The 11883-nt window shown below is 60.6% G+C and carries 9 protein-coding genes; 6 read left to right on the forward strand and 3 right to left on the reverse strand.

All coding sequences use genetic code 11. From position 1 onward, the window contains the following. Positions 1–75: 75 nt before the first annotated feature. Together G4C92_RS09290 and G4C92_RS09295 are read right to left on the reverse strand one after the other, a co-directional pair. On the reverse strand, positions 76–1953 hold the full coding sequence (locus G4C92_RS09290; RefSeq protein ID WP_274939584.1) for an acyl-CoA dehydratase activase: 1878 nt from the start codon (positions 1951–1953) through the stop codon (positions 76–78). After that, complete coding sequence (locus tag G4C92_RS09295; protein WP_274939585.1) at positions 1950–3227, reverse strand: 2-hydroxyacyl-CoA dehydratase subunit D; 1278 nt, start codon at positions 3225–3227, stop codon at positions 1950–1952. The genes G4C92_RS09290 and G4C92_RS09295 overlap by 4 nt, the downstream gene beginning before the upstream one ends. A gap of 403 nt (positions 3228–3630) precedes the next feature. Here G4C92_RS09295 and G4C92_RS09300 point away from each other — a divergent pair, with 403 nt between their 5' ends. The 6 genes from G4C92_RS09300 (at position 3631) to G4C92_RS09325 (ending at position 11179) form a co-directional block, all read left to right on the forward strand. Further along, complete coding sequence (locus G4C92_RS09300) at positions 3631–4134, forward strand: A24 family peptidase (protein WP_274939586.1); 504 nt, start codon at positions 3631–3633, stop codon at positions 4132–4134. An 18-nt stretch (positions 4135–4152) separates the two neighbouring features. Next, complete coding sequence (locus tag G4C92_RS09305) at positions 4153–5208, forward strand: P-loop NTPase family protein (protein ID WP_274939587.1); 1056 nt, start codon at positions 4153–4155, stop codon at positions 5206–5208. Continuing rightward, positions 5198–6397 carry a CpaF family protein gene (locus tag G4C92_RS09310; protein WP_274939588.1) on the forward strand — a complete coding sequence of 400 codons (1200 nt, stop codon included), beginning with the start codon at positions 5198–5200 and terminating at the stop codon, positions 6395–6397. Before G4C92_RS09305 ends, G4C92_RS09310 begins: the two co-directional genes overlap by 11 nt. Continuing rightward, the gene (locus G4C92_RS09315; protein WP_274939589.1) at positions 6394–7152 is read left to right on the forward strand and encodes a type II secretion system F family protein; all 759 of its coding nucleotides are present in this window, start codon (positions 6394–6396) and stop codon (positions 7150–7152) included. The genes G4C92_RS09310 and G4C92_RS09315 overlap by 4 nt, the downstream gene beginning before the upstream one ends. A 72-nt stretch (positions 7153–7224) precedes the next feature. After that, positions 7225–8652 (forward strand): immunoglobulin-like domain-containing protein, encoded by a 1428-nt coding sequence (locus tag G4C92_RS09320; RefSeq protein WP_274939590.1) that lies wholly within the window; start codon positions 7225–7227, stop codon positions 8650–8652. 178 nt (positions 8653–8830) lie between these two features. After that, a complete protein-coding gene (locus G4C92_RS09325) occupies positions 8831–11179 on the forward strand; it encodes a clostripain-related cysteine peptidase (RefSeq protein WP_274939591.1) in 2349 nt (782 codons plus the stop codon). A 178-nt stretch (positions 11180–11357) separates the two neighbouring features. Here the strand turns inward: G4C92_RS09325 and G4C92_RS09330 are convergent, their stop codons facing one another. Then, on the reverse strand, positions 11358–11696 hold the full coding sequence (locus tag G4C92_RS09330) for a zinc ribbon domain-containing protein (protein WP_274939592.1): 339 nt from the start codon (positions 11694–11696) through the stop codon (positions 11358–11360). Positions 11697–11883: the final 187 nt, after the last annotated feature.

Genomic DNA, 11883 nt, shown 5'->3' on the forward strand with positions numbered 1-11883 from the left:
GCGGGGGCGCGGCTGAGCCGCGCCCTCTTCTTATCAGGACTGGAAGGCAGAACGGCGGGGCGGGTCTGCCGATGCTCAGTGATCCGCCTCGCGGGCGAACAGCGCGGCGCCGATCGCTCCGATCAGGTCGGGATATTCAGCTACGCTGACGGGCGCGTGGAGGCGGTTTTCCAGCTCCTTCACAACGCCGGCATTCCGCGCGACGCCGCCGCTCATCATGAAGGGGCCGTCTCCGCGGACCCGTTTCACCATACCGACGGTTCGGCCGGCCACGGATTTGTTCAGCGCATGGACGATGTCGGCCGGATCCGTGTTTTCCGCGATCAGCGAGACGACTTCCGATTCCGCGAACACCGTGCAGGTTGACGAGATCGTCAGATCCTTCTTCCATTTAAGGCCCAGACTGCTCATATGCGGCAGATCGGTTTCCAGCGTGTGGGCCATCATTTCCAGAAAACGGCCGGTTCCGGCCGCGCATTTATCATTCATCACGAAGTTCATCACGTTTCCGTCCTCGTCGAGGCAGATGACCTTGCTGTCCTGACCGCCGATATCGATGACGCAGCGCGCGGAAGGATCGGCGAAATGAGCGCCCCGCGCGTGGCAGGAAATCTCGGTCTTCGTGCTGTCGGCGAAGCCGATGAAGGCACGGCCGTAACCGGTGGCGACGACTTTCCGGATCTTCGACGCGTTCCGTCCCAGCTGGACGCGGACGTCCTCGTAGGCCTTTTCCGCCGCGGTGCCGGCGCGAGCACCGGTCCGCAGAATGCAGGAGGCCAGTACCGTACCGTTTTCGCTGATGGCTGCCACATTGGTCGAGGTGGATCCGGAGTCGATGCCGACATAAATTGCGCCGGCATGCGCGGCGTCATCCGGCGCCGCGGAACGGGGGGAAGCGCCCTTTTCTTCATTTTTCATGCTGTTTTCTCCTTTCAGTCCTCTGATCAGACGGCGAAGCGGGAACGGAGCGGCCGCCCTCCGGACATCTGAGGGAACCGGGCCGTCTTCTTCTCCGAAGGACCGGCGGGAGCCGTTTTCCGTAAGGCTTTCGGAAAAGGCCATAAGACGGGTATCCAGCTGTCCTTCGCTCTGCGCGGTGAAATCGGTTTCGATCTTGAGAACGGGAAGCGCCGACGAGCGGCGGATCGCGGCGTACTCAAAGGAATAGTAGTCGCAGAATTTCACCGAATGGTAAATTATGCCTTTCAGATTGGGCATGGAGAGAATCTCCGACCGGCGGGATACGTCTTCCATCCGGGTGCAGGGAAGCTGGTTCAGCAACGCTTCCGCGTAGGCATGCAGCAGATCGTCCAGCGGAAGTTCCGCGCTCCTGCCGTTTTCGGCCCCGGTGCAGTTACAGATCCGGGTGAGAAACCGTTCCGGCGGCTGAGGCATCGAGCGAAGCCCTCCGCAGGAGAGGTCGATCACGGGAAACGGCATCGCGTTCCGGATCCGGGCCCGCAGCTCATTGCTCACCCTTGCACCGAGAATCGCCAGAAACGCGCCCTGTTCGCTGAACACCGCCCAGTTGTCCGCCTGCTGTTTCCAGAGCTCCACAAGGCGCTGCCGGTCCAGCGTACGGCCCCGCTCCTCATAGAATCCGACGAGACGGGCGAGCTCGCCGGCGTACAGATCAACCGCATGGCCGAAGTTCTCATGGGGCAGATCCAGCATGATGAGACCGGAGAGACGCTGCCGGATCTCGGGGTTTGCGCCGACGGTGTCGAAGACCCGGCGGACGGTGTCGCAGCAGCTGGTGAGGACCAGCTCATGCCCGTCCGCCCGGCCCGTCATGCATTCCTCCAGCAGGATCTTCGCGTGGGAACAGACCGAGCTGTGAATGACGGAATCGGCGTGGCGGAAGTCATCGACGTCACGGTTCGGTTCCTCGAGAGGGACGCCCATCGCCGCGAGCAGCTCAAGAGGCGTGTATTTGCAGATATAGGTGATCATGACTGTTCCTCCAGCTGTTCGATAAACGCGTTGGCTCTTGTGACGATCTGCTCGGCGCCTCCGTTGGTGCGGTCGCATCCGTCTCCGTCCAGAACCAGCGCCGGGATGCCGGCTTCTTCGAAGGTGCGTTTTGCCGCCAGCGCGATGCCCTGCGTCTGCTTGCATCCCCACTGGCAGAAGATCAGAATGCCTTCCGCTTCCATGCTTTTCGCCAGTTCCAGCGCGGCTCCGATCCGGCGTGAGCCGGGGCCGTTGAAGCTGTCGGAGACAAGACGCCGCGCCATGCTCTCGTAGGGATGGTCCGGGTCCATGTCGATCAGGGCGCTGACGGCAAGATCGCTGGCGACGATCTCGACTCTGTGGTTGTCCCTTCCCTGAAAGAGATCTTTGATGGTTTCCTGCCAGTTCGGAAGGACATGCATCCAGACGATCCGCTTTTCGGAGGTGCGGCGCGGCGCACGCGATACATCCTCAAGAAGAAGCCGCGAATAGGCAAGTCCCGCTTCTGTGCCGAGATAGAGGTGATTGCAGGCGATGTTCAGCATCTCCGGAGTGAGCGATTCGGGAAAATGCACCTGGGACCGCCGCCGGAGGTACGTGCGGAAATTCCGGATCTGTTCGGCGCTCCGCGCGACACAGGCTTTCAGCCGGTCCGGATTCAGCCGCGCCCCGTCGCATTCCTCCGCAGTGCGGGCCATCCCCCGGAGCTGCCCGGCGACGTAGGCGACCGCGTCCTCGTCCGCACTCTGCGGCACGTCGATCATCGCATGCGGGACGTTCCAGAGAGAGGCCAGATGGCGGAAGGTCAGCTGGTTCGCGTCGCAGGCGAGGGAGGTGCTCGCGACCATCGCGGGCCTCTTCATGACGCCGGTTTCCGCCATGCCGGTCAGCACCTTGTGAAAGGAACAGAACGTATCCGGCGCGCCGCCCTCCTCGGCCCGGTCGATGAAGACACGTTCGCTGGCCGTGTTGACGACATAGGTGGCCAGTGCTTCGGGCGCCATGATGGGCATGTCGAGGGCGCAGAAAATCTCGCTCGGCATGAAGATGTTGACGACCGCGGAGCGGGCAGGGTCGCGGAGCAGCTTCGCCAGAAGCCGCGCGGTGTAGGACTGCAGATACTCCCGCGAGCGTGTGTAGGAGCCGGAGGGGAAATGCGCCGCCTGCATCCCGACAATATCGTAGGCGGCCGCCAGCATCTGCGCGGTCCGGCCCGGATGCGCTTCCGCCTGTGAGGAGATGAAGGCGCCGAGCTTTTCGATTTTTCCGTTCATATTCAACCTCTTCCGGACTTGCGGGCAGGTCGGCGGCACGAAGGGGATTCCGCTCCGCTGCCGGCGGATCGTCCGATCTTCGCGCGCCGGCCCGCAGTCACATGAAGAGTATAGCATCCCGAAAACGGCGGCGGGGCAACAGATTTCGCCCGATGTCACCGGAAACCTATTCCCGACAGCAATCTTTGGTATTTCTGCAGAAAGATAAGCGGCGAGATTCGTCCATGATTCCGGATTGCCGGGACGGGGATCCGCCCGGTATAGTCTGAGTACGAGCCGCCGGTTCGGGGTGAGGGAGAAGCGGCCGCGGCGGGAGAACAGGGGAAGAGGCGGACTGGGGACGTCTTCCGGGTTCTGCCGGGAAAGGAGCGGTCCGGTGCGGACGGAAAAGGAGGATGAGAGGATGATGGTGAGAATCGCAGTGCTTGCGGTCGCATCGGCGGCCCTTGTTTCCGATCTCCGAAGCGGCAGGATCGGGAACTGGCTGTCCGCGGCCGGTCTGACCGCCGCCGTGCTGTGCCATCTGGCGGAGCCGGCGACGTTCTGGCTCTGCCCGGCGGGAGCGGCCGTTCCTCTCCTGCTGGGCTGGCCGCTCTTCCGTCTCCATATGATCGGGGCGGGAGACGTGAAGCTTCTGATGGCGCTGGGAGCGCTCACCGGCGCGGCGGATTTCTGGCCCTTTCTCGCCGTGGTGCTGGTGTTCGGAGGCGTCCTTTCGCTGGTGCTGATGCTGGCCTTTTCCGGCGTGAAGGGACGGCTTCTGTATTTCTCGTCATGGGTGAGCCGGGGACTCCGGACCGGAAAATGGGCGCCTTACCGGACCGGAGGCACAGAGCGGACCGAGAACTTCCACTTCACGGTTCCGGTTCTGATGGCGGCGATGTGCTACGCGGGCGGCATGTTCTGAACGGGGAGAGGAGGCGCGATGAGGAGACAGATTCTGGCGATGATGGACTCGGAGGCGGGCTATGCGGTGAGCTTTATGGAATACGCGAACCGCCGGAACCGGATTCCTTTTGAGATCAGAGCTTTCACCGACGCGGCACAGCTCAGGATTTTTCTGCTCCGACACCGGCCGGCGATTCTTCTTGTGGCGGAGAAGGATCTGACAGAGGAGCTGGAGAAGTGGACGGACGGTATGCTGATCCGTCTGACCGGAAGCAGGACGGAGGAGGAAAACTGTGTGTTCAAGTATCAGGCGGCTTCGTCCGTGATCCGGGAAGTGATGCGGATCTACGGCGGAGAGGATCCCCGGACGCCCTGCGGGCAGGGAGAAGGGAAGATACTGAAACGAAGCGCGAAGGTGATCGGCGTCTTCTCTCCGGTCGGCCGGTGCATGAAGACGGCTTTTGCCGTTTCGCTCGGCCAGTGTCTTGCGAGAAAGAAGCCGACGATCCTTCTGAATCTGGAATGCGGATCGGCGTTTTCCGAGATTCTCCATGAGGAGTATGAGCAGGATCTCGGCGACGCGATCTATTACCTCCGGTCCGGTGAGAAGAAGCCGGCGGCGAAACTGATGACGATGGTACGGTCGGTCGGCGGTCTGGATTATATTCCGCCGTTCCGCTCGCCCGGAGAACTCTTTCTCACGAAAGACGAGGAATGGGAGAGACTGATCACGGTATTGACCGGAGCTTCCTCCTACGAGGCGGTGCTGATTGATTTCGGCATACTGCCGCTGGTCAGCCCGAATCTGCTGGAACTTTGTGATCTGATTTATATGCCGGAGCGCCGGGATTATATGGCGGATGTGAAGATACGGGCGTTTCTGGAGCAGCCGTGCCGGATCGGCGGGGACGGAGAGGAGAAGCCTGAGGCGCCGGCGGACATGACCATAGAGGAACGGATCGGCGAACGGCTGAGGAGGCTGAGACTGAATGACCGCAGCCTTCCTTCCGGCGGCGACCGGTGGTTTGAGTCGATGCCGTACAGCCGGCTTGGCTCGTACGCGGAGGAATGCATTGCGAGAGATGAGCTGTGAACGGGAAACGGGAGTGTTCGGCGCGCTGCGCGGCGAGCTGATGCAGATACTGGAGGAGCACAGCGAGGCGGATGACGATGAGATCAGGGAAATGATCGATGCGCTTGTCCTCGCCAGAACCCGGCGGAGCGGCCTTTCCGTAGCGGAACGGGTGGACCTGGGGCGGAAGCTGTTTGACTCGGTCCGGCGTCTTGACGTCCTTCAGGAACTGATCGACGACAAGTCGGTCACGGAGATTATGGTGAACGGACCGGATATCATCTTCATCGAACGGCGGGGCCGGATCAGCAAGTGGAACAAAACGTTCGAATCCGGGGAGAAGCTGGATGACGTCATCCAGCGAATCGTGGGAAAATGCAACCGCGTCGTGAACGAGCAGAATCCGATTGTGGATGCCCGTCTGTCAGACGGGAGCCGTGTCAACGCGGTGATAGCGCCGGTGGCGCTTGACGGGTCGATCCTGACGATCCGCCAGTTTCCGGAGCATGCCATCACGATGGAGGGTCTGATCGCCTGCGGCAGCATCACGCAGGAGGCGGCGGAGTTTCTGGAACGGCTGGTGGGCGCCGCCTATTCCATGATCATCGGAGGCGGAACCTCCGCAGGCAAGACGACGTTTCTCAATGCTCTTTCCAATTATATTCCGAAGGGCGAGCGGATCATCACGATCGAGGACAACGCCGAGCTTCGGATTCAGGGCGTGGAAAATCTGGTCCGGCTGGAAGCCAAGAATGCCAATATGGAAGGAAACCGTGCCGTAACGATCCGGGATCTGATCAAGTCCGCTCTCCGGATGCGACCGGACCGGATCGTGGTCGGCGAGGTGCGTTCCGGAGAGGCGGTAGATATGCTTCAGGCGATGAATACGGGCCATGACGGCTCTATGAGCACGATTCACGCCAATTCGGTGGAGGATATGGTGTCCCGACTGGAAATGATGGTGCTGATGGCGTTCCCGCTTCCTCTCCCGGCGATCCGGAGGCAGATCGCATCCGGCGTTGACCTTTTCATTCATCTCGGAAGGCTGCGGGACAGGTCCAGAAAGGTGCTGGAAATCGCGGAGCTCGACGGACTTGAAGGCGGGGAAGTAAGGATGAACCCGCTGTTCCGCTACGATGACGCGGCCGGAAAACTGGTCAGAACCGGAGAACTGAAGCATACGCTGAAACTGGAGCGAGGTGGAGGATGAAGGAAGCAGGGGGACGGACGGATTATCACACATACCGGTTTTCATCCATGGAAAAGCTGAAGCTGTTTCTGAGCTACGGCGCGCTGTCCGCCGCAGCCGGCTGGCTGTTCTACGATTCATGGATCGCGGCTCTGATTCTGACGGGACTGTTCCCTCTGTACTTCCGCTCCGCGGTCAGAAAAGCGGCTGCCGGAAGGAGGAGGGAACTCTCCTATGACTTTCGTGATGCGCTCAATTCACTGACTATTTCCATCCGGGCGGGACGCTCCGTCGAACATGCGTTTCCCGAGGCGGCGAGGGATCTGGCGATGGTCAAAGGACGGGAGGCTCCGATGACCGAAGAGCTTTTCTGGATTTCAGGACAGCTCAGGATGGCGGTGCCCGTTGAGAAGCTGCTTCTTGATCTGTCGGCCCGGTCAGGCGTTGAAGACATCGAGAATTTTGCATCCGTCTTTGTCGCCGCCAAGCGGATGGGCGGCAGCCTCCCCGATATTATCAGGAAGGCGGCCGGCTGCATCGAGGGGAAAATTGATGTGGAGAGGGAGATCGAGACGAATCTTTCGGGCAAGCAGCTGGAGCAGAAGATCATGACGGCAATGCCCGCCGGAATCATCTTCTATATGAGGGCTGCTTCTCCCGGATATCTTGATTCGATGTACGGCAATCTTCCGGGAGTGCTGATTATGACCGGCTGTCTGGCCGGGTATCTGGGGGCGGCCGTGTGGGGACGGCGTATCGTGCGCATCGAGGTGTGACCGGACGGATATCCCGGGCGGCGAACCGGGTGCGGAGCCGGGCAAGTTTCCGGGACGGAAGGAGAGAGGCGGATGAACTTTCAGCGATATTCGATTTTTCTGGTGGTCCTGATGGCCTATCTGGTTCTGTTCATCCGGTCAAAGGGTCTGTTTTCCGCCTCTGCCGCTTTCCTCCTCGGACAAATGCCGGACCGACCGGCGGCGCTTACGAAGGAAATGGCGGCGAGGGCGCTGGTCATCCTGTTTCTGGCGAACCTCCTCGGCGCGCTGATGACATGGAAAACGGGAGAAGAGGATACGGCAGCCCATGGATATCTGATGCGGAACGAATACGGAAGCGGAGACGACACGAAGGCGCTGACTCTGACGGTAGACGGAGAGGAGACGGACATCGACCTGCCGGTCGCCGCAAGAAAGCTGAGTGAGAAGGAGGTCCGGGAAGCGATTCGGAATGCCGGGGAACGTCTCCCCGCGGAGGTTTTCGGAGGGATGGCCGGACAGGGGGATAAAAGCGGAACGATTCGGATCGAACGGAGCCTGAAGCTGCCGGAGAAAATCAGCGGCCTGCCGGTCAGAATTTCATGGATGACAAGCCGGCCGGAGTACCTTGATTTTGACGGGACGGTCACGGACCGGGTGCCGGAGGAAGGCGCCGACGTGCTGCTCACGGCGACACTGACGTGTGAGGAGATGACGGAGGAATTGCGTTTTTCTCTTCGGGTGATGCCGAAGCGTCTCGCCGGTAAAGAGGCGATCCGGAAAAAGGCGGAGGAGGCGGTGGCTGACGGGAACGATGGCAGCGAAGCGAAGATCGTCCTGCCGGATACCCTCGACGGGAAAAAGGCCGAGTGGGCTTCGAGAGAAAACACGGCAGGTGTCAGCCTTCTGATGACGGGATGTCTGATTGCGGCCTGTTATCTGTATTCACGCGTTCGTCGCAGCCGGAACGAGGCAGCACTGAGAGAAGAACGGATGCGGCGGGATTATCCGGGGATTGTCAGCAAGCTGGTGCTTCTTCTGACGGCGGGACTCAGCCTCCGCAGAGCCTTTGAGCAGATCGCGTCGGATTATCAGAGACAGAAAAAGCAGGAGGCAGATGCCGCGGCGCGGCGCCGCAAAAGAACGCACGTTATGACAATATGCCGGAAAAGAGAGGCGCTAAGTCCTGTGGAAATGCATCCGGGCTGCGAGGAGATTCTGCGCACCTGTCAGGAGATGGGGCATGGCGTGAGCGAACTTGACGCCTACCGGAATCTCGGGAAGCGCGCACGACTTCCGGAATACCGGACGCTGGCGACGGTTCTTGCGCAGAACCTCCGAAAAGGGGGAAAGGAGATGACCGCGATACTGGAAAGGGAGGCGGAAGAGGCTTACGAAAACAGGAAGAAACACGCGGCCGTTCTGGGGGAACAGGCGGGGACCAGAATGCTGCTTCCGATGCTTGTGATGCTGCTTCTGGTGATGGTGATCCTGATGGTGCCCGCGCTGTCACTGATCTGAGTGCGGCGTGCGGCGGCACCTCTTCCGGTGTTGAACCGGACAGATTGACTTTTCGCGTCCGTTCCCATACGCTTACCTCATAAGGCATGCAGAGCGGGGGTAAACGGGGGGCGGATGAGGACAGGCTGCAGCCGGGAGGAGGTTTATGTCTGGCAGGCAAAGGCGGAATCGGTCGGGGATGAAACGGATCATTTCGGGGCGCCGGTCCGTGCATCCGGAAGAGCCCGGGGAGAATAGACGAAGGCAGGGCCGCCGCTGCGGGAATCCGGTCTTTCTGATCCTGCTGGCGGTTGTGATTCTCTGCGGGGGCGGTGCGGGGCTTGTCCGTCTGCTGCATCCTCGTGACGAGACGATGAAAACGGCACCGGTCGAACCGGTCCGTGACAAGGGCGCGGAATCCCGGAACGCGGCGGAGACGGTGAGGGGGATGGAGACGGAAGCGGCCGCGCTGCCGCAGGGTTTCGCCGGCGATCCGAGAACGCGCCCGGTCGGACAGGAAATGACGGATGATAAAGCCGGAAACGCGGGCGGGGAGGGTGTCCTGGACCGGTCGGTTTCACCAAAGGCGCGTCAGAAATTCTGCCGGCTGAAGGGAGACGGATCAGACAGGGTGACGGTCATGATCTATCTGTTCGGGACCGATTCGGAGACGCCGGCCGGTATGGCGGCCGAGGACTTGAAAGAGATGACGGCGGCGGACCTTGGCCATCTGAATGTGGTTGTCTTTACAGGCGGGGGTCCGGGCTGGGAAACAAGCGTGATCCGTTCCTCCGTCAATCAGATCTATCAGATTCAGAACGGGGGACTGCGCTGTCTTGAAGAAAACGCGGGCACGGGGAAGCTGACGGATCCCGCTACGCTGTCCGGTTTCATCCGCTGGGCGGCACGAAAGTTTCCGGCGGATCGGAGTGGACTGATTCTGTGGGATCATGGCGGCGGACCGCTCCGCGGATACGGGTATGACGGGACAACGGAGGAAGGCCTCACGCTTCCCGAACTGCGAACCGCGCTGGATGGAGGCGGCGTGAAGTTTGATTTTATCGGCTGTGATGCCTGTCTGGCGGCGACGGCCGGTCAGGCACTTGCGCTTGCGCCCTGCGCGGATTATCTGATCGCCTCAGAAGAGACAGAACCCGAATGCGGATGGGATTACACGGAGTGGCTGAACGCGCTGGCCCGGAATCCTTCCATGAAAACCATTGAACTTGGGAAAACGATCTGCGATTCGTACAGCCGGGCCTGCGGCCGGATCTGCCCCGGACTGCCGATGACGCTCTCCGTGACGGATCTGGCGGAATTCTCCGCGACGGTTCCCGATGCGCTGGGGCGCTTTGCCGAGTCTGTCACGAAAAGCATTCAGACGGGCGGTTATACCGGGATCGCCGGCGCCCGCAGCCGTTCGCTCTCCTTTGCTCTTGTCACCGGAAGCGATCAGATTGATCTGGCGGACTTTGCCGACAGAGTGGGATCGGCGGAAGGACAGTCTCTGGCGTCGGCGGTGCGGAGCGCCGTCAAGTATCAGGTCATGAATCATGCGGCCGGAGCATCCGGCATAGCTGTCTGCTTCCCGTATCATGATCCGGAACAATCCGACGCTCTGATCCGGCTTCTGCGCGGTCTTTCGGCGGATGAGCGCTGCGTGCGCGCGGTTCAGACGTTCCGGGAAACGGAAGAAAATGGCCGGGACGCTTCCGGATCGGATCCGTTTATCTCATTGTCCGGCCGGGCGCCCGTTGCGGAGGCGGATCGGAAGGAGTCATCTTCGGAGAAGGAAAGTGCAGAGGCCACGCTTCCTGCGGACAGCCGTGCGGAAACGGATCGCGATGCGGAAGCGGCCGTCACGGAGAAGCCGGAGGGGATTACGCATGGAAAAACAGCTTCTGAGGGAGCCCTCGGATCGGATGATTTTCTCTGGAAGATGACAGAGGAAGGAACGGAAACGATTTCGCTGACAGAGGCGCAATGGGAAAGGATCCAGACGACCGACCGGTGCACATGGCTGGAGGACAGGGCCGGATGGCTGCTGATGAGTTCGGTGAACGGCGCGGATTTTGACGGAGACGGACGCCTTTTGGGTAAGAAGAGTGAGTCTCTGATCTGCGTCAACGGACAGAAGGCGGCTCTTGAGTATCTCGGCACGGAGACGGACGGGAGCAGCTATACCGTGACCGGCCGGATTGCCTGCCGCGTCAACGGGAGAAGGTCGGAGCTGATCGCCGTGTTTGACGCGGCTTATCCGGAAGGCCGCGTCGCGGGGATACAGCCGCTGTATGCTGACGGAGAGACGGGGATGGCGGCGAAGACGCAGCTTACCCTGAACGAGGGAGACGTCATCACACTGCTGGCCGACCGGGTGACAGGATCCGGAAGGCTGCTGCAGGATTCCGAGATCGGCACGCCGATCACCTGGCATCAGAAGGACGGACTGACGCTGTCAGATGCGGCGGCGGGGCAGCGCGCGGTGACGCTGTACCGGTTCACGGACGACAGAGACGGGACATTCTGGTCATCCGCTCTGTCAAAGTGAGAAACGAGCCGGACGATCAGGAATGAAGGAATCAAAAGAGTGGTTCCGGGCGATGCTCACGTTTCCGGGAACGATAAGACTGAGTTTCGGGAAAAAGCCGGACAGAAAGCATATGATTCCGTCCCGTCTTCAGTATTGACTTTTGTTTTATGCAGGCTGGCCGCATACGCGATGGACGTCACATCTGCGAGATCCCCGCGATCGCGCCGCTGGCAAAGAGGATGGCCAGAACGATCAGCACGATGATCAGAACGCAGAAGTAGGAACGTGCGAAGTTCTTCAGATTGATGTTCCGAGTTCCGCCGAACGAGAACACGAGCAATAGAATCAGCCCCACGAACGGGATGCCGAAGAGCAGCTGATACCCGAAATAGCCCCACATGCTGATCGGCTTATATTCGTCCGACAGCGGGTCGTGGTATGTGCGGGGCGCGGCGTTCGCTGCGAGCGGCTCGCCGCAGTTCAGGCAGTAACGCGCGCTTTCCGGATTTTCAGTTCCGCATTTTCTGCAATACATAGTCTGGTCACCCCTCTTTTCTCTGTATGTGACAGGTTCAGATCCGCGGATTTTGTATTCTCCGCATCGAAAAGAATAGCACGATCCGCCAGTGAGTTTACAGTGCGTAAAGAAAAATCACACGCGGCGTGTTTTATATCCTCTGGAGGAAAGGCCGGGCATCGCGGCTTAAGGCGAATTAAGAGCT

This window comes from Chordicoccus furentiruminis, from assembly GCF_019355395.1.
GTDB lineage: Bacteria > Bacillota > Clostridia > Lachnospirales > Lachnospiraceae > Chordicoccus > Chordicoccus furentiruminis.

Bases quoted from the DNA above. Each gene is read 5' to 3' on its own strand.
- G4C92_RS09320 (WP_274939590.1), top strand. From the start codon at position 7,225: ATGAACTTTCAGCGATATTCGATTTTTCTGGTGGTCCTGATGGCCTAT.
- G4C92_RS09290 (WP_274939584.1), bottom strand. From the start codon at position 1,953: ATGATCACCTATATCTGCAAATACACGCCTCTTGAGCTGCTCGCGGCG.
- G4C92_RS09325 (WP_274939591.1), top strand. From the start codon at position 8,831: ATGAAACGGATCATTTCGGGGCGCCGGTCCGTGCATCCGGAAGAGCCC.
- G4C92_RS09330 (WP_274939592.1), bottom strand. From the start codon at position 11,696: ATGTATTGCAGAAAATGCGGAACTGAAAATCCGGAAAGCGCGCGTTAC.
- G4C92_RS09300 (WP_274939586.1), top strand. From the start codon at position 3,631: ATGATGGTGAGAATCGCAGTGCTTGCGGTCGCATCGGCGGCCCTTGTT.
- G4C92_RS09315 (WP_274939589.1), top strand. From the start codon at position 6,394: ATGAAGGAAGCAGGGGGACGGACGGATTATCACACATACCGGTTTTCA.
- G4C92_RS09310 (WP_274939588.1), top strand. From the start codon at position 5,198: ATGAGCTGTGAACGGGAAACGGGAGTGTTCGGCGCGCTGCGCGGCGAG.
- G4C92_RS09305 (WP_274939587.1), top strand. From the start codon at position 4,153: ATGAGGAGACAGATTCTGGCGATGATGGACTCGGAGGCGGGCTATGCG.
- G4C92_RS09295 (WP_274939585.1), bottom strand. From the start codon at position 3,227: ATGAACGGAAAAATCGAAAAGCTCGGCGCCTTCATCTCCTCACAGGCG.